Source organism: Sinorhizobium garamanticum (assembly GCF_029892065.1).
GTDB lineage: Bacteria > Pseudomonadota > Alphaproteobacteria > Rhizobiales > Rhizobiaceae > Sinorhizobium > Sinorhizobium garamanticum.
Window position 1 is genome coordinate 1,201,934 of record NZ_CP120373.1, and the last position, 24,565, is coordinate 1,226,498.

Sequence of the window (24,565 nt, forward strand, 5' to 3'; positions counted from 1 at the left end):
ACAGAAGCATGATTTTAAGGAATCATGCCGGTAGCGCATCCATAAATCCGTTTGATTGCGGCGCACTTCAGAAGCCAAAGGATTGCTGCGCGGGCTGTGGCGCGCCGAGACGAACGCCCTCCAGTTCGAGCATGCGCGTCTTTGCCGATGCACCGCCCGGCGCCGAGAAACCGCCGATCTTGCCGCCCGCGGCCAGGACGCGGTGGCAGGGAATAATCAGCGGGATCGGATTCTTCGCCATGGCTTGGCCGACGTCCCGCGCCGCTTCTGGTCCGGCACCGAGTTCCTTCGCTAACGCGCCATAGGTGGTCGTCCGCCCCCACCGGACTCGCCGCGCAGCGGCATAAACTAGCTTGAAGAACTCTTCCTGTCCGGCGAGATCAAGCCTGAAGCCGGAGAAATCGATTTCTTGGCCCTCGAAATAGCGCTTCGCGGCCGCGACTGCTTCGAGCACGTCCGGCGTCGGCGTACCGGGTTCGGCATCCGGAAGGCGCCGCAACAGCATTCGCTCCGTCGCGGCGGCATCTTTTGTTGGCAGCTGGAAGCGCGTTATTCCGTTGTCGTTCCAGGCGATGCCGCAGAAACCACTGACGGTTTCGAAGATGAGGTAATGGTGCACTATCCGTCCCATCACGTGGGCCTCCACGTTTCTGATGGTATAAGAATCGTGCGTTCCGTCTCTGACTTCAACCCGTTTTCGGCGCGCCGGATGATGCGCCCTGCGATCGACCTACTTCGTGTTGCGACGGTTGTGCGACGGGAGCCCTCAGAAGCACGGCCGCAGCCGAGCAAAAATTGTTCCCGACAGTCGCGCGGATGTGCGGCTGCTAATGCTCCCAACGGCAGAGTATGTGACACAGGCGCCGTGTCAGCGGCCCTAACCAACACGCTGACACGGCTGCTGCGCGATCAGCTCGGAAGAGCGCCCGACTTCTTCGCGACCCAGGTGGCAATAAAATCCATCAGGGCTGGCGACAGGCAGTCATAGGGCTCCAGCCCGAGCTCCCTCAGGCGCGCGCGGATGCCGTCCATGCGGCTGGGGTCGACTCCCGATTCGATGATGGAGGAGACGAAGGCTGCGAAGCCGGGGGGAGCCCAGCCCGACTCCTGGAGGCGCTCGGGGTGAATGAAATCCAGCCCCTGGAAGGCGTGTTCCCGCTCCACCGGCCCATACATATGAACGCCGCACTCCCTGCAGGCGTGGCGCTGGATCAGCGCGGTCGGATCGACCACTTGCAGCTTGTCGCCGTTCTCGAGCACCGTCAACTTGTCATGTGGAACAACGGCGACAATGGAGAAATTGGCGCCGCTTGGCTTCCAGCATTTGGTGCAGCCGCAAGCGTGGTTGTGGGCGATCTGCCCCTCGATCCTGACCTTGACCGGCCTGTCCGTGCAGGCACAAACAAGCGTACCTCCGGCAAAATCCGGGCTGGCGGGTTGGATGCCGCCATCCACTGCCGGATGAATGCTGATTGAACTATTCATTGCATGTCCTCCCTGATGTGCCGAAGCCCGCCGCCTCGGATAGCGTTCGATTTGGCTCAAGCGCCCGGCGGACACGCTCAGTATATCACGACGCTCCTGATGCTCTCACCGGAATGCATCAGCTCGAAGCCCTTGTTGATGTCGTCGAGCGGCAACGTGTGGGTGATCATCGGGTCGATCTCGATCTTGCCCTCCATGTACCAGTCGACGATCTTCGGCACGTCGGTGCGCCCGCGCGCGCCGCCAAAGGCGGTGCCCATCCAGGTGCGGCCGGTGACCAGCTGGAACGGCCTCGTCGCGATCTCCTGGCCGGCGCCGGCGACCCCGATGATCACCGACTTGCCCCAGCCGCGGTGCGAGGCTTCGAGCGCCTGGCGCATCACTTTCACATTGCCGGTGCAGTCGAAGGTATAGTCGGCGCCGCCGATCTGGTCGGCACCGCGCTTGGTCAGGTTGACGAGATAGGGCACGATGTCGTCGCCGACCTCCTTCGGATTGACGAAGTGGGTCATGCCGAACTTCTCGCCCCAGGGCCTCTTGTCGTTGTTCAAATCGACGCCGATGATCGTGTCGGCACCGGCGAGTCTCAGGCCTTGAATGACGTTGAGGCCGATGCCGCCGAGGCCGAAGACGATCGCCGTCGACCCCATCTCCACCTTGGCGGTGTTGATCACCGCACCGATGCCGGTGGTCACCCCGCAGCCGATGTAGCAGATCTTGTCGAACGGCGCGTCCGGGTTGACCTTGGCCACGGCAATCTCCGGCAGCACGGTGAAGTTCGCAAAGGTCGAACAGCCCATGTAATGGTGCAGCTTGCCGCCGTTGACCGAGAAGCGCGAGGTGCCGTCCGGCATCACGCCCTGGCCCTGCGTGGCGCGGATGGCGGTGCAGAGATTGGTCTTGCGGCTGAGACACGAGGGGCAGGATCGGCATTCCGGGGTATAGAGCGGGATGACGTGGTCGCCCTTCTTCACCGAGGTGACGCCGGGGCCGACGTCGATGACGATGCCGGCCCCCTCGTGGCCGAGGATCGCCGGGAACAGCCCTTCCGGGTCGGCGCCGGACAGGGTGAAATCGTCGGTGTGGCAGATGCCGGTCGCCTTGACCTCGACCAGCACCTCGCCGGCCTTCGGTCCTTCGAGCTGAACCGTCATGATTTCCAGGGGTTTGCCGGCCTCAGTGGCGACGGCGGCGCGTACGTCCATATCGTTATCCTCCCTTGATTCTCACCTCCGCCACGGACCGGTTCGCCAGGATAAGCCGGAAAAGACGCAGCCCCTCCAACCATCGGCAGTCACCGGATGCGGATGACCCGGCGTCCCACGTCTCCGGCGTCGCGAGGTAATCGGACATCACTGCGTGATCCTCTCGTCGCGTTCATCGAGCAGCGGGACGTCATATGAAAGCAAGAGCTTGTTGATTTCCTCCTGGTTGTCCCTGATGAAGGAATTGAGCGTGCGTTTCCATTGCTGGTCAGACGGCCGCACACCCATCGTGATCCGAAAGATCATGCGCTCGCCGCCCTTCTCCCTGGTCAAGGGCACCATCGCCAGATCGGCCCCGGACTTGCGGGCGTAATAGCCCGCCATCGGCCCCCAGACCGCGGCAGCGTCAATCACGCCTGCCAGCATGTCCTGGATCATGAGCTCGGCCACCGACGGCATTATCCGCGTGTCGACCCTGAGCGGATAGACCTTGGCTTTGCGCATCAGCTTTGCGATTGCCATATTCGCGGAGGGTGGCGTTCCCTGGACCACGCCGATCCGCTTGTCGGCAAGTTTCGGGTCGGTCAGCGTTTCGACGCCGGCAAGATCGCCATCCTTCTTGTACAGCAGCACATAGGAGGAGCGATAATAAGCGTTGGTATTCTGGACGAGTTCGTCTCCCTGCGCGTAGCCCATGATGATATCGCAACGGTTGGCGCCGAGCGTATTGCGCACAAAACCAGTGATCGAGGGATACCACATGTAGGCGACGGAACTTCGTCCTGTCTTGGCTGCGACCATCTTGGCGAGCTTGTCTTCGAAGCCCTCGCCGCTCTGGTCGGAGAAGGGCATGTTAGACGGGTCGGCGCAGACCCGCAGCGTATCCGGATCGACCAGTTCGCCGGCAGCCCCGAGCCCGGCGCTCTGGGATTGCGCTTGCAACGGCATCAGTGCGGCCATCACTGTGGCGATGAGGGCTGCCCTAAAGGTCCAGTAGACACCGTGTGCCATGTCACTCACCCATGCAGGACGTCTCGTAGGCCTTCGCCGCTTCGGGCTTGTCGGCCTTCTTGGGCGGACGACCTCGAGGGGCTGCGCCGACGGCTCGGGCGCGCAGGTAGACGTAGATGTCGTCGAGGTAGCAATAGACGTTCTTGTTGTCGCCGAACGCCGGCATGACGTTTTCCTTGCCGCCGCCGACGTTCTTGCGCCCCTCCGCAACGATCGAGAGGAAAGTCGGGTAATCCATGTTCTTCATGGTCGTAGCCAGAGCGGGTGCATAACTCGAGCCGACCCCATCAGGGCCGTGGCAGACATGACAGTCCGAATGATAGCGCCGGTAGCCGCTGAAGGTGTACCAGTCGACCGTGCCATCGTTCTGAAACTTGAACGTCGGGTTGCCCTCCGAATCGAAATATTTGCCGTCTTCGTCTTTGACTGCTGCGGCTTTTTGCTTGTCGTCTGCCGCTGTAATATTTCCGGGGATCAAGAGCGGGAACATGGCGCCAAGCGCCAAAACTACATTACGAAAAGCCATCAACAACTCCACGCTTTGGAAAACCGGAACGCGACGCTCCAGCAGGGCCTATCGGGGTTTGCACGAATGGAGATGCGAACTGCCCGGCAGTCATTGCTTCGGGCCGTCGATATATGCGTCGATGTCTGATGGGGCCGCGCCGGAGACGCAGCCCCATCACTCTCGAACAGGTGGTCATCAGTCCGGAAGACCGAAGACGGTCAGTTGCCCGCCAAGCGTCGTGTACTCTGCCAGTCCGGCATAACCGCCTACCGCACCCAAACCTGCTGTGGCGATTTTTTCTTCTTCTGCGGTCGGAGCATTCTCACCGGCCACGGCCTGCTGCCACGCCGCTGCGCCCTCCGCTCCCAGAAGGCCACCGGCGAGTCCGATGCCTGCCCAGCCACCAACGCCCGACAAGACGGCGATATACTGCTTGCCGCCATGTTCGAACGTGTTGACGTTGCCGATGATGCCAGATGGCGTCTTGAACCGGTAGAGTTCATTGCCCGCCGTATCGACGGCGACGATGTAACCTTCCAGGGTTCCGTAGAAGACAACGTCGCCTTCGGTCGCGAGGACACCGGACCAGACCGAGAACCGCTCAGGCTTCGACCAGACGATCTCGCCTTTGGCAGCATCCCAGGCAATGAAGTTGCCCATGCCGCCATGGCTGCCCGGGGTCGGATACATCGAAACGGTCGCACCGACATAAGCTTGACCGGCCGTGTAGCTGACCTTGTACGGCTCATAATCCATGCAGACGTGGTTTGTCGGCACGTAGAACAAGCCGGTCTTCGGTGAATAGGCGGCCGGCTGCTGATCCTTCGTGCCGAGGGCCGCGGGGCAGATCCCCGTCGTATTCACGTCCTCGCCGTTCTGTTCGGTGGAGTATTTCGCCACGACCTGCGGCCGGCCATACTGCTCGCTCTTCGGATCCATGACGACTTCCGTCGCCCAGTTGACCGTCGGATCGTATTTCTTGGCAACCAGAAGCTCTCCCGTCGCCCTATCGAGGGTATAGGCAAAGCCGTTGCGGTCGAAATGCACGAGCACGTCGCGCGGCTGACCATTGATCTGCATTCCGTCGACGAGAATGTTCTCGTTGACGCCGTCATAGTCCCACTCGTCGTGCGGGGTCATCTGATATAGCCACTTGGCCATACCGGTATCCACGTCACGCGCCATCAGGGTCATCGACCAGCGATTGTCGCCCGGGCGCTGCACCGGGTTCCAAGCCCCCGGGTTGGCCGTGCCATAATAGATCAGGTTGAGCTTCGGATCATAGGAGTACCACCCCCATGTCGTGCCGCCGCCGGTCTTCCACTCCTCGCCTTCCCAGGTCTTTATACCGGAGTCAGGTCCGATGGGCTTTCCGAGGTGGGTGGTCTTTTCGGGGTCGACGAGCATTTCGGAGTCAGGCCCCGTCGAATAGGCCTTCCACGCAAGCGACCCGTCCTTCAGATTGTACGCCGCCATCCAGCCGCGGACGCCATATTCCGCACCAGATATACCGATCAGCACCTTGTCCTTGACGACCATTGGCGCACCCGTGCTGGATTCGGCCTTGCTGCCGTCGGTCTGTTCTCCATTCTTCACGGACCAGACGACTTTGCCGGTCTTGGCGTCGAGGGCAACGACTGTCGTGTCGTTCTGGTTCAGGATGATCTTGCCATCGCCATAGGCGACGCCACGATTGACCGTGTCACAGCACATGATGCCGATGACGTTCTCATTCTGCTTTGGCTCGTATTTCCAGAGGATCTTGCCGTCGTTGTTGAGATCGAGGGCATAGACGTTGTTGGGAAACGGCGTATGGACGTACATGACGTCGCCGATGACCAGCGGTCCGCCCTCATGGCCACGCAGCACACCGGTCGAGAAGGTCCACTTGACCTGCAGGTTCTTGACGTTGTCTTTGTTGATCTGGTTCAGTTTCGAATAGCGGGTGTTTGCATAATCGCCCGTGGGCATCGCCCAGTTCTTCGCGTCGGCCGCCAGTTTCATCAGTTCGTCATTGGCGAACGCATTTCCGGCAAGAGCCGCTGTCAGAAGTCCAGCGGCAGTCATCGGCAGATATAGTTTTCCGAGTATGCGCATGCGGATTTCCTCCCGATGTCGATGTGGACCCGAGGCGCGTCATCACAATCCTCGGGAGACCACAAGGCCAGCCCAAGCTCTGTCGTGCTTGTCGTGGGATATCTGCTTGCTTCAGCGTTTCACGGTTCAGTTGGATGGGCAGAGGGCACCGTTATTGCCCGTCCTCTTGACCGACGCGACTTTTACGCTCCCAAGAGACAATGCTTGAAGCCGGAAACACTTGGCAGAATAGGCGATTAGACCGGTTAAGGCAAGGTTAAATATACGCTGTGCATGTGGCGCAACAACAAAAAAATGCTGCTATGCAACACATATATTACTAATATTCAGAGGGTTTAGATTTGTTTTGCTAAGACAGTTACTATTATAATACGTTGCTTACATCGGCCTAACCTGGTGCCATTTACACATCGATACCTGGAGAGTTCGTAGTGCGCACTGGTAACTTGGACGTGATCGCTTTCCTCGCCGCGCTCACGTGCGCTGCGACGGCGTCGGCAGCAGGAAGCTATCCGACCGTTGCAATCGTCGACTATGTGTATGGCTGCATGAAAGCCAATGGCGACACGCGAGCCGCGCTCGAGAGCTGTTCCTGCTCCATCGACGTCATAGCCTCGATCCTCCCCTACGAACGCTATGAGGCAGCCGCGACGTTCAGGAGCCTGGGATTTGAGACAGGCGAGAGAGGAGCTCTGTTCCGGCAGACTGCGCCGGCGAAATCCGCCATCGCCGAATTAAGACGCGCGCAGGCCGAAGCGGAGGTCCGCTGCTTCTGAGGTCTACGGCACCGATCACACCGTGTCCGGAAACCTCTGGTGAAAATCCAGGACGAGATTGTTGAGCGCCGGCGTGCCGCGCAAATGGCGCGCGAGGTCCACGTCGAAGATGCCTAGCACCTGCGCCGGGCGTGGTGAGAGCACGATGATGCGATCGGCAAGCAGGAGGGCCTCGCGCAGATTGTGGGTTACCATCAGGGCGGTGGTGGGCCGCGCCGCCCACACCGTCATCAGGAGACGGCGCAATCTGTCGGCGGTGCGTTCGTCGAGCGAGGTGAACGGCTCGTCCAGAAAAAGAATGGCGGGCTCGGTGGCGAAGGCCCGTGCCAGGGCGGCGCGGCGCGCGAGGCCCAGCGACAGCTCCGAAGGATAGAGTGACCGCATTGGGGAGAGACCCAGAATGTCGAACAGCCAGTCGAGATCCTTGTCTCTGAGATGCGGAGACAGCGCAAGGCGGACATTCTGCTCCACGGTCCGCCAGGGGAGAAGCACCGGTTCCTGGAAGACCGCAGCAACGCGGTTGGAGCCGCCTTCGGGCAACTGGTAGCTGCCCGAAAATTGCCGATCGAGGCCCAGCAGGATTCTGAGGGTCGTGGTCTTGCCGCAGCCCGAAGGCCCCAGCAGGCAGGCGAACTCGCCCTGCCTCACCTCGAAGGAAAGTCCGCGCAATGCGGCAATCGTAACGCCCTCCGCCGATCGGAACGTCTTCTCGGTGATGTCGACCTTAAGCGGGGCGGCGACGCCAGCGGGTTGCATGTCGTTCAAGTGGCTGCACCAGAAGGAGTTCGATCAACAGCATGATCGCCACGAAAGCTAGCGTATAGGCAAGGATGGCGGCAACATCGAATATCTGAAAATACAGATAGATCTGGAAGCCGACGCCGCTGGAGCGGCCGAGCAGCTCGACGACGAGCACGATCTTCCAGATCAACGCAATGCCCGAGCGCGAGGCGGCGGCGAAATAGGGCTGCAACTGCGGCATCAGGACGTGGCGGACACGGTCGAGCGGCCCCAGCCGGTAGACCGTGGCCATCTCCGCGAACCGGGGATCGAGAGCGCGCGCACCCTCGCGCATGGTGACGACGACATTGGGTATCTTGTTGATCGCGACGGCGCCGATCGCGGCAGCCTCCGTCAGGCCGAACCAAATGTAGGCGAGGACGATGACGACAAGGGCCGGGAGGTTGAGAAAGAGGACAAGCCACGGATTGAAGAAGGAATCCGCCCGCCTGTGCGTGCCGAGCAGGACACCGATGACCGACCCGACGACCATGGCGACGACGTAAGCGGCTGCGACCCGCCAAAGCGTCATCACAAGGTGATAGCCAAGGTCGCCGCTCGCCGCCTCCTTGAGAAGCACCCGCCAGACATCGAGCGGCGGCGGAAACGCACGGCTCGGCCAGAGCTCGGCCGCGAGGCTCCAGAGCAGGCATAATCCAAGGAGCGATGCCAGGGCCGTCGCCGCAGGCAACGCGGCGCCGATCCCGCGAGAGACCCGGCGCGTGCGGGTTGCAGATGCGCCGTTTTCCGATCCGAATCCTGCCGTCATGTCTTCAATGCAGCCCAGAACGTTCCGGGAGCCATCTGTCGCGCCGCGCCGACGAGCTTCTCGCCGCCCAGCTCCGCAAGGACTTCGTAGAGCTTGGCGGCATCGCTTTCCTCTTCGGCGAGGGGCCTCCTTGGAATGCCCTCGCGATAGCGATCGCGCAGCACCTCGAGTTCCCTGCCCTCGGCCCGCACGACGGGCGCTAGGCGCTGCCATTCGGCGTCGGACTCGGCCAGAAGTTTCTTGGCCTGCGCGCTTGCCTTAACAAAGCTCATCGCCACATCCGGGTTTTCGTTCGCCCATTTGTCGTGGAATACATATCCCAAGGCCGAGACCGGCCCCGATGCCCCGAGCGCCCTCGCCGCATCGTCGGCGCCGATCAGGCGGCGGAAGCCGTTCGCCTCCAGCCGCGCGCAGAAATGCCAAAAGTTCAAGACCGCATCGAGCTCTCCTGACACAGCCTTTTCCGAGAGCAAGGGCGGGGCGCCGAAAACAATCTCGCTCTCTCTGGTCAAGTCGATCTTGTGGTCACGCCGCGCAAGTCCCTGGATGAGAAGCCAGCTCTTGTCGAGCGATCCGCCGGTCACGCCGATTTTCTTCCCCACGAGGTCGGGGATGGCACGGATCGGCGCGTCCTGCTTGACCATGATGGCCCCAACGGCAGTCGAGTAGGGCGCGAGCGTGAGATCCTCGCCCTCAGAACGCTGGCGCGACACCCACAACCAATCGGAAACGATGACGTCGAGGTCGCCCGCCAGCATGGCCACGTTGGTGGCGTCTTCGCCGGCGAAATAGACGACTTCCACGTCGATGCCGTTAGCCGCGTCGAACCTGTTATGCTTGATGGTGTCGAGTTCCCAGTTCACCGTGCCGAACTTCAGGACACCAACCCGTATCTTCGGAGCGGACGAGGCTGCCGAGGCATGGAAGCCCAGAGGACTTGCAGCTGTGAGCAAAGCCGCCGCGCAGAGCGCGCGCCGCGATATCTTCATGATGCCACCTCCCAACAACGCAATGTCACGTTTCCCCGTCCTTGTCAGGGAACGAACATTTCCATCGCACGATCTTGAGCGTCGGATGGTTCTCGGACCACTTCGCGATCTCGGCCGGAGCCAACGCCATGCATTGGAAAAGGGATCCGCGCGTCTCGAAATACAGGTGCTCGGTGCGGCAACTGTTCGGGTTGGCCAACATGCAGACCGTCAGGACGAGAGCGACGAGGTTCAAGGAGCACCTTTCCCTGCGCGAACGCGCACAGCAATGAGGTACGCTGGCATGCTTCGCATGCCGACAAGACGACTGGCCTTCACAAGGTGCCGATGGAAAGCCTATGGGGAGGATACGCGTGCGATAAACGAGCGTCAATTCGTCCGCAGCGGCGAAGCCTCGGGGTCTCATTGGTCTTTCAGTGCTTCTGCAATCGCCTTGGCCAGGGCGTACAAGCGTTGCTCGATCAGCGTCGGCACCTCGCAGACAAAGCTTAGTGACTCCGCCCGCTCCTGAAAAATGCGTGTCTGAAAGACGAGCCGATCGCTCCGCGCCGTCAGTTCGTTCGGGTCGGCATCGGGTTTCGCCCGCAAGGCATCCACGGCCGAGGCCTCCTGCCGCAGGATGGTCGCCATGTCCCTCTGCCTGTGGGCGTAGCGTGCAATACCTGAGATGACGTCCGAGCGCTCCCGATTCATATGATCGAAGAGCCCCTGCACGAGCATGGTCATGCGCCGTTCTCTCTCGCCCACCGGCAGGTTTTCCGCGTAGCTCTTGATCTTTTGCTGCGCCTCCGCAAGCGGCACGCGGCGCGCCGCCAGTTCCGTCACCAGCGCGGAAATCCCCGCATCTTTGGACCAGTCGGCGACCGCCGGCGGCAGTTCGGCACCGGTCCATACCTGGCCGAGCGAAAGCTCCGGAACCTTGCGCTGGATACACGGCCAGTCCGGGTCATCCCGCTGCGCGGCTAGGACAGGCCATGCAGCGATCGCAGCGGCAGCCGCGGCGGGCATGATGCGCATCAGGAGTGACCGCCGCATCAGGCATTTCCTCCGGTATCCTGCTTGCGGCCGAGCAAGCCGGTCGAGGGGTCATAGGCGAAGATCGCACCGCCCAGAAACAGGATGGTGAACGCGACCACGAGCATGAGCGATCCCCAGTCGACCTGACCATAAAGGGCAAAGCGGATCAGTTCGACCGCGTAAGTGAACGGGTTTGCGAGGCAGATCTTGTGGAGAAGCGGGCTCGATTCCTGAATGCGCCACAGGGGATAGAGCGCAGGAGAGGCGAAATACATCGGGAAGATCACAAAGTTCATGATCCCCGCGAAATTCTCCAGTTGCTTGATCATCGACGATAAAAGCATGCCGAGCGAGCACAGCATCATCCCTGACAGGAAGAGCGCCGGCAGGACCATGAGGTAGCCGGTCCATGGCGGCTTGACGCCCCAGAACCAGGCGATGGCGAGAAAGGCATAAACCTGCATGATCGATACGGTGACGCCGGCGAGCAGCTTCGACACCAGCAGAAACCAGCGTGGAAACGGGCTGACCAGCAGGGTCCGCATGTTGCCCATCTCCCGGTCGTAGACCATCGAGAGCGACGACTGCATGCCGCTGAACAACAGGATCATGCCGCAGAGGCCCGGCGTGATATAGACCTCGTACAGCACGTAGGTCTTGTAGGGCGGGATGATGGAGACGCCAAGCACCTGGCGGAAGCCGGCGGCAAACACGAAGAGCCACAGGAGCGGACGAACCAGCGACGAGATGAAGCGTTCTCGCTGATTGAGAAAACGGAGCCCTTCCCGGACCAGTATGCCTTTGAGGCACACGAGATATTGACGGGCGCTGAAGCCACGTTCAATGGCGGGAACACGTCCTGTTGCAGATTGCAATGTCATCGGCGTTCTCCACCGGCCGGAACAGAAGCGACCCCGGTCAGCGTCGCGAAGGCCTCTCGAATGCCGCTTGCGCCAGAGGAACGGACGACATCGTCTACCCTGCCGTCCGCCAGCACTCGGCCCTTGTGGAGTATGATGACGTGATCGCTTTCCTCGACCTCATCGATGAGGTGGGTCGCCCAGAACACGCTGATGCCATCGGTAACCACTAGCTTACGGATTGTGGCGAGGATCTCGGCGCGCGACTGGACGTCCAGCCCTACGGTCGCCTCGTCGAGCAGGAGAAGCGGCGGACGATGCAACAGAGCCCGCACAATCTCGATGCGACGCATCTGCCCGCCCGAAAGGCTGCGCGCCTTGTCAGACAACCGGTCGCTCATGTCGATCTGGGCAAGCAGCGACTTGATACGCGACAGTGCCTCCCCTCGCCCAATACCGTGCAGCGACGCGTGGTAGGAGAGATTCTGGTAGACGCTCAGATCGAGATCGAGCGTGCGCGCCTGAAACACGATGCCGAGCCGGCGCAGCGCCTCGCCGGGTTCCCGACCGACGTCGTGGCCGAAGATACGGATCGCGCCGTGGCGGGTGTTGTAGAGATGAGTGATCAAGGAGAACAGCGTCGTCTTGCCGGCGCCGTTGAGGCCGAGCAAGACGGTGAAGCGTTGCGGCGCGATGGAAAAGGAAACGTCGGACAGAACCTGTTTCTGGCCGTAGGAATGTTTGACTCCCGCCACATCAAGTGCGGCAGGCAAGCCCACTCCCTCATTGGCCTTCACATGCTGCATGGTGCCGTGTTCCTCCGTGACCAGCAAAGTTAGTCCGAATCCCAGCCTATTTGATGGTGATCGTTCCTTGCAAACCTTTCTCGGCAAGATCGGGCACCGACCAAGTATAGACACCCGGACGCACGGTCGTGAACTGGACTTGGATGGTGCCGTCCGCATCGTATTCAAGCCAGGCCGGGGCGCCGTTCATGTGCACCTCGAGATCGTTGATGACAATCTGGTTCATCCACACATTGCGGAAGAGATCGGTGTGGAACTTGTATTCTAGACCGCCCGCAGCCGATATCTTCCAGCGGTACCCTTGGCCGGCGATCAGATTGAAATCCTTCTGGTTGACGGTGAACTGGTCATCCCTCGAACCGAGAACCAGTTCCGGGATATCCTTGCTGGCGCGCGTCACCTTCTCAGTGGCCGAAGCCGGTTGCGCTGCTGCGTCATCATCGTCGTTGTCCGCTTCCTGCGCGGCGGCGGGCGTCACCAAAAAGGCGACCGCGAGAGACGCGGCAAGTGCGAACATGCGATACCTCTGCATTTCCTCCTCCTTTGTCAGAAAGCTTGCCCGGCACGTCAGTTCGGGCTGACGACCACGCCCCAGGGCAGTGCCCCGACGGTCACCGATTGAACGGCCTCATCGGTAGCGACGTCGATGAAGGTGATGTCGTTCGAAACGCCGTTGGTGCTGATGATCGTCTTCTGGTCGGGCGTGAAGGCGAGCTGCCAGACCCGCTGCCCGACGAGCACGTATTTTTCGACCTCGTAGGTCTCCGCATTGACCACGGCAACGCGATTGGCGGGGCCGAGCGCCACATAGGCTTTCTTGCCGTCGGCCGTGATGCGCACGCCGACCGGCTGGATCGCTTCCGCGCGCAAGCCGGGAATCTCGAAGGTGATCTTGTGCTTCACCTCACGGCTTGCATTGTCGATAACGGAGACGGTACCGCCGATTTCGGCGCTGACCCAGACCTCGGAATTGTCAGGCTTAAACTCGGCGAAGCGCGGCCGGGAATCGACGAGGACATTGTGCGTGATCTCGTGGGTCTCGGTGTCGATGAAATGTGCCATGTTGGTCGTTTCCGAGGTGTTGACCAACGCCTTCCCGTCCGGGCTGATACCCATTCCCTCGGGTTCGACGCCAACCGGCACCTCCGTCACCACGCTCTTGCTCTCGAGGTCGATGACGGTGACCAGATTGTCATCCTCATTGGCGACGTAGAGCGTTTTGCCGTCGGGAGAGAGGACGAACAGTTCGGGGTCCGGTCCGGACGGCAGCGTCCCGACGATCTCGTAGCTGGCCGTATCGATGATCTCGATCGTGTCGTCGTCGCTTGCGCAGAGATAGATGAACTTGCCGTCGTGCGAAATCGTGATGCCGCGTGGCCGCTGGCCGACATCGACGGTGCGGACCACCCCCATCGTGGTCGAGTCGACGACGGTTACGGTGTTGTCCTTCTCGTTGGAGACATAGACCATGTAGGCGGACGCTGGCGACGCCACGCCTGCCGCCAAAGCAAGCCCGGCCGAAAGAAAGGTGAGTCTTCGCAGCATCTGGCTCCTCCCTGTCTACTGCATGACTCCTTAAATCGGGATCGATTTAAGGACACAATCATGCAGCAATTCGAAGTGGTACAGCGACCTTTGCGCGTCCGATTGGAGGCGCGGCGCTGTAGTCTATTTCAGCTCGCACCGGGTCTCGGGCTGATCGATCCCGAGCGTGTCGAGCTCGGTGACCTGATGCAGGAATCCCTCCTGCGGTGACGTCGAGACGACGGAACGGCCGTCCCCGAGGAAGATCGGCTGGCGCAGCTGCCAGTTCCATTTGCGAAAGGTCAGCTTCTGTCCTTTGAAGGCGGCGATCGAAAAATCGTCGGCGCGAATGAAGGCCGCGAGCTTTTCAGGATCGGCACTTTGCGTGCGCGTGGCAGCCTCGCCGATAATCCTCGCGGCCGTCCACGCGGCCATGTCCTTCGACAACATCCGCCTGCCGTTGGCCTTGGCAAACCGGTTCTGGATCTGCGTGCCGCCCCATTGCTCGCTGGCCGGATGCCAGGCGGAAGGGACGAGGCCGGCAGTCCCGGCAACCGGACGCGGAATCCAGGTCCGGAATGGCACATAGGTTCCGAAAACCTCGCTTTCGTCGGCCACGAGCAGCACATCGTGATCGGGGAACCCCTGAGTGAAGACCGGCATCTGCCGTTGGATCTGAACGACTCCTGTATCCGTCCGCCGCGCCGTGCCGGTGTCGGTGAACTCCTTTTCCGCGACGATCTCGCCGCCAAAGCGCGGCGCGGCGCGGCGGAGCGCATCGGCGAACAGCCTGTCAGGCTCGTGCGAGCCGTAGACCAGCACCCATCGTCGCCACTGCTTCCAGACCAGATACTGCGCCAGACCATCGGCGAGCATGGTGCGCGTCGGCGCGGTGTGGAAGACGTTCGCCCGGCAGTCCTCCTCGCGCAGACGATCGTCAGTGGCGCCAACGTTGAAGATTAGGGCGCCCTTGTCACGGGCGAGATCGGCAATCGACAGCAGCTGTGTGGCGGAGAGATCGGCGAGGATGTAGAGGACGCCCCTCGACACCATCTCAGTAAAGACCGGCAAGACATCTGCATCCGGCTTCACCTCGGACACATCGAGGGTAAACTTCTGTCCAAGGAAGGTACCGGTCGTGTCGTTGTCGCCGATCGCGACCTTCGCCCCCGCGAGACCTTCGTCGCGCGGCGGCACGTCCAGCACCGAAAGCGCGAGTTGCGGTGCATAGGCGCGAAGATAACCGAGCTTGATCTCCGAAACCTGTTTAGCTGGAGGCGTCTTGTCGGCCGGCGCGGGCGAAGACTCCTGCGCAACGGCGCTGGAGAGGCTCGGAACCGCAAGGAGGACAGAGATAAACACTATGAGGAAACGGGGCACCGCACATCCCACTTGGTCGACAGGATACATCATCTCCGACGCTACAGCGCCGCGCGTCTTATCAGACGCACAAAGGACGCTGTAGCACTTTGAATTGCTGCATGTTTTTATCCTTAAATCGGCTACGATTTAAGGAAACATGCAGTAGTCGGATCTGTGTAATGCCTCGGTGCCGCAGATAGCTTAGCCGAGATGCCCCTGATTTCAACCGTAAATTGGGATACTGCTGCCTCGCCGACCATGACGGCCACGGGCATTACATCGGCGGGACTGGAGCCGTGAAGGCGATCATTCGTCTTCCGCGCACAACGGCAGCCGATGTCGATCACTCCCGATGTGAGGCCGGTAGCCTCGGACAGCTGGCCTGCTTGCGCTGATAGATCAAGGTCGAGACATTGCATATCGACCCTCCAGCCAGGCGACCGCAATCGCCGCGGCGAAGGCGACAAGCATCATCGAGGAGGCACCAGATCGAGCGGCAGGCGCAGCAAGCCGGGAACGCCCTGACCGCCGCTGCCGAAAGATCGGCATCCTCAGAACGTTTTGTATCTCACTATGTCCAAACCGTCGCTTGGTTACACAGGCTTTCAAATTTACAGCCTGCCAAAACAATCGGGATACGGATCGGGCGCTATCTCGGGCCATAACGCATGCAGTCACGGAAGGGATCAACATCATGCTCACCACGACGCTTGCCGCAGCCGCCGCTGCAACGATGCTCGCCACAAACGCTTTCGCCTTGGGAGCGGCGCGCAGCGCGCTTTCGTTCGTCCCCTTTAGGAACAAGCCCCGCCGGCAATTCGATCGGGCTTTGATGGAAGCCGACCTGGATCAAATCAGTGCCCTTGCGAGGAGATACGACCTCTCTTGACCTTGCCTAAGGCAGTAGCCGAGGGGGGCGAGATAGGCCTCGCGCATTCAGCGCCACAACGACATGAGCCCCTTCGTCCAGAGCCAAGGCGTTACATTCCCCGCTTGTGGCACATCTTGAAACCGGTCAGTCGGGGCGTGCCTGCGCTTGGTGTCCTTATCCTCCTCGGCGCGATGTATGTTTACGGCTTCGCGATTTTTCGAAGGCTCATGTTTTAGACTGGCGATCCTGTTAGAGCAGCCCATTGCTTCCGTCTCGGTCGAGAACACCTCGATCTGCCGCATCGACTTGACCCGCGCCTGACCACTGCAGGCCACAGTACCGGCGTAACTCCAACATCACTGAGCCGGCTGCGCAAAAGCGCGTCGCTTCGCTCACTCAACGGTTCCTCTCGCTGGGCTCGGGGAGCGGAGCTGGCTGGCGGTCACCGGCTACATACTCGGCATTAAGCAGTGAATCATGATCCGACTTAAGAATAAACATGCCCAAGTGCTGCAGCGTCCCTTGCGCGTCTTAGCAGACGCGCGGCGGTGCAGGCGGCGGAGGCGCTTCGTCGCGCTCGACTCTTGCCATTGACATCAACGGTAATGCCAATTACCAATCAACAGAAGCATCATCAGGGGGGGGCTAACAGCAGTGGTTGCAGCAAAATCAGGGCGGTTGAAAACTCGCCGGCAAGCCATTCTTCAAGCGGCGGCTGAGGTCTTTTTCGAGCAGGGCTACGCGGCGACGAGCATCGACGCGATCATCGAACGGGCCGGTGGATCGAAGCGCAACATCTACAATGAGTTCGGCAACAAGGAGGGCCTGTTTTCCGCCATCGTCGCCGAGAGCGCGGACAAGCTGCTGTCGACCCTGGTCATCGAGGAAATCGAAGGGCACGATCTGGAGGAGACGCTTACAGCGTTTGGCCAGCGTCTCATGGGCCTTTACATGTCGCCCACCCTGATCGGCATTTACCGAATTGCCATCACCGAGGCCAACCGTTTCCCTGATCTCGTCAAGGCATTCTATGAACAGGGGCCGGGTCGGGCCACGTCTCGTCTCGCTGAGGTCCTTGAACTCGCCAGGGAACGAAGGGAGATTCAGGCTGATAATTGCCTGCGCCTGGCCGGGCACTTTGTCGGCATGATCCGCGACAACCTTCTTCAAGTCATTCTTGCACTCCGCCCGCCGCCGTCGGACGATGAGGCGCGGGAGGCGGTCGCTTCCGCGGTGGAGGTCTTCCTGAATGGAGTCCGACCTCGGTAGACGACTACTTCGGCAATGCCCTTTATCACTCAAGCGGGCGCAAGGCTTGGGAGGCAGGAGGAACTTGCAAGGACATGCTGCAGAAGTTCATTGCCGGAGCAGAGGCGATCTGAAGCTAAGGTCATCCGCGAGACGGCCGAAACATTACAATATGTTCATGAAACGGGCGACGGAAACAACTGTTTATTGACGGCTGCAGCAAGTGGAATATGGCAAAAATTTGACTGCAGAATGACTATAAACTTTAACTATTGTTAACATGACTTGAGTTTTCACCCATTTTATAACCTTTTCGAGGCTGAATACTGCCGGCGATCAACGTGATCGCGACGCGACAGTGTGAGACGGCCCCTCGTGGAAGCCCATAGCTTCCAATGATCAAGGAGACGCAAAATGCGCTCACTTATCACGACATCAGCAATCGCAGCCCTTGCCCTGTCACTCGTGGCAGCTAGTAACGCTTTCGCGGCCGGACAGCACCAAGGCCCGGCAGCTTCAAGCGGTCCCGAAAACGGCGACTATTACCGGGGAGTATTTCCCAATGACGGGGCGATGACTCCTCTGGCATCGGCCGTCCAAACGACAATACCCGCTGCATCCGTGCGGGAGACGCGGCTCGCCAATATCCTCCATGAACTTCGCTCGGTCGATCGGCGCATCGAGTCGGAGCGCTCCGAAGGCAAGCTCAGTTCCGTCTCCTTCAACAGGCTGCATCACGAAGAACGGAACATCAGGGCCGAAGCAACGAAAGTCGCAGCCACGCATCACGGCATGATACCGACCCGGTCCTATGCCCGATTGCAGCAGGATGTGCGCTGGCTTGACAGAAACATCGCCCGATCGGCTTGATGTCAGGCTGCTCCTCAGCGTTATCACCGGACCGTTCCGACGGTCCGGTGTCATGTCGAAGGACAGTTAGCGAGTACGCTGTAGCGGCAGCGCCGCTCAAGCCGCTATCGTCCGTCAGGCTAGTTTCTCGCTATTAACCGGCAACTTGAACTGAAAAACGGCGCCCCGCGGCGCATTTGCCGTCGCCCATAAGCGCCCGCCATGGGCCTCGATAAGAGATCGGCTAATCGCCAGCCCCATGCCCAATCCTTGCGGCTTGGTCGTATAGAAGGCATCGAAGAGGAGGTCGAGGCGGTTCGGATCAAACCCCGGGCCCGAATCCTGGACCGAGATCACGACGTGCTCCGATTTGTCCGTGGCGGAGCGAACCAGCAACTCGCGCCCATTCTTTTCAACGCTGTTCAAGGCCTCGATGGCATTCATCATCAGGTTCAGAACCACTTGCTGCAATTGGATGCGGTCTGCCAGGATGATCGGCACATCGCTCGAGAGTTGAGTCTCCAACGCTACACCGTTTTGCTGCATCTGGCCGCGTGCCAGCGCAATGACTTCGTTTATCGTCTCGTTGACGTCGAGCCAGTCCTTTTGCGGCGGCGCCTTATTAGCAAGCGCGCGTATGCGGGAGATGATTTCGCTGGCGCGACGGCCTTCCGCGATCGCCCGCGAGGCGGACCGCCGTGCTTCCGGCAGCTTCTGCGCATCGAGCCAATGCAAACACGCACTGGCGCTGTTGACGACGGCAGCAAGAGGCTGATTGACTTCGTGGGCAATCGAAGCGCTCATCTCTCCGAGGGTTGCTACGCGCGCAACATGGGCCAGTTCCGCCTGCGTCTGGCGCAGCGCCTCTTCCGTTCGCTTGCGCTCGGTCACGTCGCGCAGGATTCCACTGAAGAACCGCTCATCTCCCGTCCCCACCTCGGCAAACGACACGTCCAGGTCGATCTCTCTTCCGTTCTTGTGCAGCCCGGGCAAGGACACGGCACTCCACGACATCCGTTTTTCCCCGGATTCCAGGTAACGGCGGATGGCCTCTTCGTGGCGGTGCCGCAGACGCTGAGGCATGAGCACCGTAATTTTCTGGCCGGTTATTTCCGCTGGGGTATAGCCAAAGGCCTTCTCCACCGCGCCGTTGACGAACAGAATTTTGCTCGTCTGGTCTATCGCCAGTATGACGTCCGTGGCGGTCTCGGCGAGCGTGCGGTAACGCTCCTCGCTCTGGCCCAACGCTTGCTCCTGCTGTTTACGCTGAGTGATGTCCCTAATGTAGGTGCGAAAGTGAACGGGCGCGCCGTTGGCGTCCAATACAACCGACGCATTCAGATAAACCCATACAATGGCGCCGTCCTTTCGTATGTAGCGCTTCTCCAAATCAAACGATTTGAACTCGCCACGAACGAGCCGCGAGCATTGCCCCCACTCTCCTTCCACGTCATCCGGGTGGGTGAACTCGTGAAAACGGCGTCCCAGCAGTTCTTCTTCTGTGTAACCCAACAGCTTGCACAGAGTTGGTGGCACTTTGAGCCAGCGACCCTCCAGATCTATATGAGTCGCCATCACCAGCGAGAATTGCTCTGTACGCGCCAAGTTCTCCTGGCTCTCGCGCAGTGCATTTTCGGCAAGCTTACGCTCAGTCAAGTCGAGCACGAACGCAACGCCCTCATTTCCGCCTTCATCAAACAGCGCGCCGCCGATCAGCACGGGTACGCGGCTGCCGTCTTTCCGGAAAAATTCCTTCTCGAACGGCTGGAACTTGCCAACCGCCCGTAACTCCGCCACGGCTCGTTCGTTGCGATCGCGCCACTCCAACGGCGTGAGCTCCCTCCAGCGTACACGGCCCGACAGAAGATCTTCACGGCTGTGGCCCACCATGCGGAGAAATTCTTCATTGGCCTCGGTAATTTCGCCCTCGAGGTTCCAAATGCAGACCCCCATGATGTTGGCGTCGACCAGGCGCCGGATCTTCGCTTCCCGTACCTGGAGATCTCCGTAAAGACGGGCATTTTCGAGTGAGATCGCTGCCTGCAAGGCTACCAGTTTCAGCACGGCGATCCGGGTTGGAGTGAAGACGTCGGGTAACAGGTTATTCTCAAGATAAAGCACGCCGACGAGCTTGGCCCGGTTGATCAACGGCACGCAGAGAACGGAACGAGCGTGATGCTGGAGGATGTACGCATCGGCCGAAAACGGGTTCTCGGCCGAGGCATCGTCCAAAATCACGCTCTGCCGGGTGCGCACGACATAATGGAGGATCGACTCCGGCAGAGCGGCCGCGGCCACGCTCGCTTCGCGCGTCCCAACGATGACAGTGTTGCCGCTGGTGGTGGCCTCTGCCGCAATGCGCAGCCCGTCACCGCGTGGGAGAATCAACAGACCGCGTTCGGCACCCGCGTGCTCAATCGAAGTGCGCATAAGCTTGTCGATCAACTTCTCCAGGACGGTCTCGCCCCACACGGCTTGCGAGACCTTGATAACGGTGGCGAGATCCAGCTGCTCTACCGACGTGTTGATCGTCGATGTGGCACTCGGGCGCACCGGCTCCCCGCGCAGACGCGGATGGAGCTGATCGAGCTGGCGTACCTTGGCGTCGGCACCCCAACGGAGGTAGCAATAGCGCGCGTTGCGCAGGTAGGTATTGGCGATCGTCTCGAAGTCGCGTGCCGCGTAAAACCGCGCGGCGAGTTCGTGGGCTATGCCCTCGTTCTGTAGAAACTTGTGTTCGCGCGCCGATCGAATAGCATCTTCGTACAGGCGCATCGCGTCCAGATCGCGCCCTTCCAGCCGTGCAATTTCGGCGCCGACCAACGCTGCGCGATTTGCAAAATTGACTGGGCAATTCTCCGCCCACACCATGAGTTGCGTATGGTGGTTAAGGAGCAAGTCAAAATGCTGTGCCCGTTCGCCACTTCCCGCAGAGTCGCAGGCAGCCGCCCGTGTCAGCGCGCCGTAGAAATGATAATCCGCGGCTTCCAGGAATGACCGCGTCGCCCAAAGCAAGGGGGCGGCGTTCTCTATGGCCTCGATGGCCCTTGAATAATCCTGCGCCAGCACACACGCTTGCAACTTGTGAATCCAATAGGTGCAGGTGCAGAGTGCCAGAGGCGGGTCTTCTTTGATGTGCCGCTCGTAGGAGTTGTCACCGTACCCCGCATTGTCGGGAGAATTGAAGTCCAGCGAGAGCCCGCGAAGAGCTCGGACCAGCATGAGCTGGCAGGTGAACCAATCGACAGCGAAACCGAAGCGCGCCTTCTGAGCATAGGCGAGACCCTCCTCGGCCTCGCGTTCCACGTCGCCGAGAGGTTCGCCCGAGACCACAAGATTCGTGATCAGGTTCTTGAAGCCAAAAACCGCATAGGTCAGATCGCCGCTGGCGTTCGCCATGTCGAAGCCGCGCTTTATCAGCGTGCGACTGGCGAAAAGGTCTCTCATCCAGGGAACAGCGAAGGCCCCAAAGGATGCATAGACCCGCGCCTCGAAAAGATCCAAGCCGCGGCTCTGCACGAGATCGCAGGCAAGCTGGCCGAAGCGAAACGCCGTCTGGTAATCGCCGAAACGAAAGCCCAAGACCCGGTTGATGTGGGAGTAGGCGTAACACGAGGCATCACAGTTGCCATGCTCCAGGCTGAGCGTCGTCATACGAAGGACGACGAGGTCGTACAGGTTGCTGTTGGTGAGCAGCGTTGGCGCGAACAAACCCGAGAGAACGTCCATCGTTGCGCGCCAACCGGGATCGCTCATCAACGGAAGCTCGATGAGCTGTTCAATCGAGCGGCCGTCGAGCAACTGCCACATGCGCTCGAGTTCCTGACGGACGATGTCTTCCGACGGTTGCTGCGACCAGTCGATACCGACACTGCGGAGGTATTCCAAGCCGACGTCGATGGCGCGATCAGGCCGGTCAAGGGTCAGGTAAAGCGCCTGGCGCAAATGCGTGACAGCGGCTCTGTCGACCACCGTTGCCGCACGTCCCACCAGGGCCGAGAGGCGTTTCTCTGCGGAGGCGAGCTCGCCGGTCAGGAATTCACATTCGGCCACGTGAAGCTCCAGATCGAACACCAGGCGATACTGCCTCTGCCAGCAGTCGTCTTCCAACAAAGCACGACCAGCAGCGAAATAGGTCAATGCCGATGCATAAGCCGTTGAAGTCCTCGCGCGCTTGCCGGCGCGCAGATTGAGAGCTGCAACCCGCTCCCGCTCTTCATGCGATTGAATCAGGGCCGCGCCGCGATCGAGTTGATTGACGATCTCGAAGATCTTCGTGTCGATCTCGGCGGGTGTCGTCCGTGCGGCCAGTGTCCTGCCAATCTGCAGGTGCACTGCCGCCCGTTCATCCTCAGAGATGAGGGCATAGGCCGCTTCGTGAACACGGTCATGAAGGAAAATATAGGCGCCCTCCTGACGGGCGATGAGCCCCGCGCGCACAACCTCCCAGAGAGCCACGTGTATCTCGTCTTCAGACACCCCGAAAACCATGCTCAATGCGGTGGCCTGTCCGCTATTTCCCAGGCAGGCGAGTTTTCCCAAGAAGTCCCGCGTTTTGCCCGGCAGACGGCTCAGCTTCGTGGCCATGAAATCGACCACGTTCTCGGTGAACCCCTTGGCCCGAATGCGTGCCATGTCCCAGGTCCAAGCCCCTGCGCCATGGTCGAATGCGAGCAGCGCCTCCTCGGCAAGAACCATCAGGAACTGGATCGTGAAGAATGGGTTCCCCCCGGTCTTTTCGTGCACCAGATGCACGAGCGGCTGCGCTATCACCGGGTCGCAGTGGAGCGCGTCGACGACGAGATGACCCACATCGCGGGGCTTGAGAGGCTCGAGCACGATCTCCTGCACCCTTCCGTCGGCATTGCGGATCGCGCCAAGTGTCCGTAACAACGCATGCGTCGGACCTATCTCGTTATCCCTATATGCGCCGACCACCAGAAGGTGGCGCACCTCTGGATGGGTGCTGAGATGTTCGATCAAGTCGAGCGTCGCCCTATCCAGCCATTGCAGATCGTCGATGAACAAGGCGAGCGGATGCTCCGCCCGAGCAAACACGCCGAGAAATCGACGGAAGACTTGCAGGAATCGTGTTTGCGCTTCCGGCGGCGGCAGGTCGGCAACCGGTGGCTGTTCACCGACGATGAGAGAAAGTTCCGGAATGAGGTCGACCATCAGCGAGCCGTTCGTCCCCAGCGCCTCGCGTAAGTCGGCGCGCCAGCGAGCAAGCTCCGCATCGTTCTTGCTCAGCAACTGACGCACGAGACTTTGCAGCGCCTGCGCTAAGGTCGCGTATGGGATGTCGCGCTTGTACTGATCGAACTTGCCGGACGCGAAGAGACCGCGTGGTGGAACCAGCACTTTGTGGAGTTCATTGACAACCGAGGACTTGCCGATACCGGAATAGCCGTAGACCAGCACGAGTTCGGTTCTGCCCTGGCTGACGACGCGATCGAATGCAGCGACGAGAGCGTCGATCTCGGCCTCTCGTCCATACAGCTTGTCCGAGATCAGCAGCTGGTCCGATATGTCGTGCGCACCCAGCGCAAACGGGTCGATGCGTTGGTGCACCTCCCATGTCTTCAGGCAATGTTCAAGATCGTAGGCAACGCCCGCGGCTGTCTGGTAACGGTCCTCGGCGGTCTTGGCGAGGAGCTTCATCACGATCGCAGCAACCGGAGCCGGAATGCCATCCGTTCGCTCGTCGGGTGGCATCGCCTGGCGAGCGATGTGGCAATGGATCCATTCCATAGGATCCGAAGCCGTGAATGGAAGCGTCCCGGTAAGCATCTCGTACAGCGTGACGCCGAGCGAGTAGAGATCGCTGCGTGCATCAACGGATCGATTCATGCGACCAGTCTGCTCGGGCGCCATGTAGGCGAGCGTTCCCGCGATGATCTCTGGCGGTTCGGGCGCCCGCCGTTCACGCGGCACGCGAGAAGCAATGCCGAAGCCTGACAGCCACACATCACGGCTGTCGACATTGACCAGGATGTTTGAAGGCTTGACGTCCTTGTGAATTAACCCGCGGCTATGCAGACGACCGAGCGCGGCAGCCAGTCCGGCCGCGACGTGCAGGAACGGCGTCAGATCCCAAGGCTTTCCGACCATTCGCGCAAGGACGTCGCCACCCGGGTCCTCCATCAGGAGTGCAGACTTTCCAGGCCGGCGTTCCAGCGCCACGGGCCGCGCCGCCCACGCGGAGTCCAAATCGTCCCGAAGCGCATAGGCGTGATCGAGCCGCGCCACGGTCTCCACCGTCGGCTGCGTCGACACGGGCGTGCACATCAAAAGCGAAAAGTGTTCGTCGTCCGATACACGCCGGGACAGGACAAATTCTTCATCTTCCCAAAGCGTCTCAACGACATATGTCGGCAGCTCTGTCACGATCTAGAACTCCAACCGACG

Annotated in this window: 20 protein-coding genes; 3 read left to right on the top strand and 17 right to left on the bottom strand. The window is 60.5% G+C overall.

Features of this window, described 5'->3' with window-relative positions:
* Positions 1-67: 67 nt before the first annotated feature.
* The 6 genes from PZN02_RS05745 to PZN02_RS05770 all read right to left on the bottom strand — a co-directional run bounded on the left by PZN02_RS05745 (position 68) and on the right by PZN02_RS05770 (position 6,276).
* Positions 68-631 (bottom strand): methylated-DNA--[protein]-cysteine S-methyltransferase, encoded by a 564-nt coding sequence (locus PZN02_RS05745; protein WP_280660640.1) that lies wholly within the window; start codon positions 629-631, stop codon positions 68-70.
* A gap of 278 nt (positions 632-909) precedes the next feature.
* Positions 910-1,485: an S-(hydroxymethyl)glutathione synthase gene (gene gfa / locus PZN02_RS05750; RefSeq protein ID WP_280660641.1), complete on the bottom strand. Its 576-nt coding sequence runs from the start codon at positions 1,483-1,485 to the stop codon at positions 910-912.
* A gap of 77 nt (positions 1,486-1,562) precedes the next feature.
* A complete protein-coding gene (locus tag PZN02_RS05755; protein WP_280660642.1) occupies positions 1,563-2,690 on the bottom strand; it encodes an S-(hydroxymethyl)glutathione dehydrogenase/class III alcohol dehydrogenase in 1,128 nt (375 codons plus the stop codon).
* Positions 2,691-2,837: 147 nt separating this feature from the next.
* Positions 2,838-3,701 (bottom strand): quinoprotein dehydrogenase-associated putative ABC transporter substrate-binding protein, encoded by an 864-nt coding sequence (locus PZN02_RS05760; protein WP_280660643.1) that lies wholly within the window; start codon positions 3,699-3,701, stop codon positions 2,838-2,840.
* 1 nt (position 3,702) lies between these two features.
* Positions 3,703-4,191, bottom strand: coding sequence for a c-type cytochrome, methanol metabolism-related (locus PZN02_RS05765; RefSeq protein WP_280661399.1), 489 nt, complete (start codon positions 4,189-4,191; stop codon positions 3,703-3,705).
* Positions 4,192-4,404: 213 nt separating this feature from the next.
* Positions 4,405-6,276, bottom strand: coding sequence for a methanol/ethanol family PQQ-dependent dehydrogenase (locus PZN02_RS05770; RefSeq protein ID WP_280661400.1), 1,872 nt, complete (start codon positions 6,274-6,276; stop codon positions 4,405-4,407).
* A 461-nt stretch (positions 6,277-6,737) separates the two neighbouring features.
* Between PZN02_RS05770 and PZN02_RS05775 the strand changes: the two genes are divergently transcribed.
* Complete coding sequence (locus tag PZN02_RS05775; RefSeq protein ID WP_425336272.1) at positions 6,738-7,082, top strand: hypothetical protein; 345 nt, start codon at positions 6,738-6,740, stop codon at positions 7,080-7,082.
* A gap of 15 nt (positions 7,083-7,097) precedes the next feature.
* Here PZN02_RS05775 and PZN02_RS05780 read toward each other — a convergent pair whose 3' ends face one another.
* From PZN02_RS05780 to PZN02_RS05825, 10 genes are all read right to left on the bottom strand, one after another.
* Positions 7,098-7,838 (bottom strand): ABC transporter ATP-binding protein, encoded by a 741-nt coding sequence (locus PZN02_RS05780; protein ID WP_280661402.1) that lies wholly within the window; start codon positions 7,836-7,838, stop codon positions 7,098-7,100.
* Entirely contained in the window at positions 7,807-8,631 is an 825-nt protein-coding gene (locus tag PZN02_RS05785; protein WP_280660644.1) for an ABC transporter permease, read from the bottom strand. The genes PZN02_RS05780 and PZN02_RS05785 overlap by 32 nt, the downstream gene beginning before the upstream one ends.
* Positions 8,628-9,620, bottom strand: coding sequence for an ABC transporter substrate-binding protein (locus tag PZN02_RS05790; RefSeq protein WP_280660645.1), 993 nt, complete (start codon positions 9,618-9,620; stop codon positions 8,628-8,630). The genes PZN02_RS05785 and PZN02_RS05790 overlap by 4 nt, the downstream gene beginning before the upstream one ends.
* A gap of 25 nt (positions 9,621-9,645) precedes the next feature.
* Positions 9,646-9,855 carry a hypothetical protein gene (locus PZN02_RS05795; RefSeq protein WP_280660646.1) on the bottom strand — a complete coding sequence of 70 codons (210 nt, stop codon included), beginning with the start codon at positions 9,853-9,855 and terminating at the stop codon, positions 9,646-9,648.
* Between the two features lie 167 nt (positions 9,856-10,022).
* On the bottom strand, positions 10,023-10,655 hold the full coding sequence (locus PZN02_RS05800; protein WP_280660647.1) for a hypothetical protein: 633 nt from the start codon (positions 10,653-10,655) through the stop codon (positions 10,023-10,025).
* Positions 10,655-11,518, bottom strand: a complete 864-nt coding sequence (locus PZN02_RS05805; protein ID WP_280660648.1) for an ABC transporter permease — start codon at positions 11,516-11,518, stop codon at positions 10,655-10,657. Before PZN02_RS05805 ends, PZN02_RS05800 begins: the two co-directional genes overlap by 1 nt.
* Positions 11,515-12,303: an ABC transporter ATP-binding protein gene (locus PZN02_RS05810; RefSeq protein WP_280660649.1), complete on the bottom strand. Its 789-nt coding sequence runs from the start codon at positions 12,301-12,303 to the stop codon at positions 11,515-11,517. Before PZN02_RS05810 ends, PZN02_RS05805 begins: the two co-directional genes overlap by 4 nt.
* A gap of 46 nt (positions 12,304-12,349) precedes the next feature.
* The gene (locus tag PZN02_RS05815) at positions 12,350-12,835 is read right to left on the bottom strand and encodes a cupredoxin domain-containing protein (RefSeq protein WP_280660650.1); all 486 of its coding nucleotides are present in this window, start codon (positions 12,833-12,835) and stop codon (positions 12,350-12,352) included.
* 35 nt (positions 12,836-12,870) lie between these two features.
* Positions 12,871-13,848, bottom strand: coding sequence for a YVTN family beta-propeller repeat protein (locus PZN02_RS05820; RefSeq protein WP_280660651.1), 978 nt, complete (start codon positions 13,846-13,848; stop codon positions 12,871-12,873).
* Between the two features lie 123 nt (positions 13,849-13,971).
* Complete coding sequence (locus PZN02_RS05825; protein WP_280660653.1) at positions 13,972-15,207, bottom strand: ABC transporter substrate-binding protein; 1,236 nt, start codon at positions 15,205-15,207, stop codon at positions 13,972-13,974.
* Between the two features lie 1,507 nt (positions 15,208-16,714).
* Here PZN02_RS05825 and PZN02_RS05830 point away from each other — a divergent pair.
* Positions 16,715-17,329: a TetR/AcrR family transcriptional regulator gene (locus tag PZN02_RS05830; protein WP_280660654.1), complete on the top strand. Its 615-nt coding sequence runs from the start codon at positions 16,715-16,717 to the stop codon at positions 17,327-17,329.
* Between the two features lie 393 nt (positions 17,330-17,722).
* Positions 17,723-18,178, top strand: coding sequence for a hypothetical protein (locus PZN02_RS05835; RefSeq protein ID WP_280660655.1), 456 nt, complete (start codon positions 17,723-17,725; stop codon positions 18,176-18,178).
* 114 nt (positions 18,179-18,292) lie between these two features.
* Here the strand turns inward: PZN02_RS05835 and PZN02_RS05840 are convergent, their stop codons facing one another.
* On the bottom strand, positions 18,293-24,544 hold the full coding sequence (locus PZN02_RS05840) for a PAS domain S-box protein (RefSeq protein WP_280660656.1): 6,252 nt from the start codon (positions 24,542-24,544) through the stop codon (positions 18,293-18,295).
* Positions 24,545-24,565: the final 21 nt, after the last annotated feature.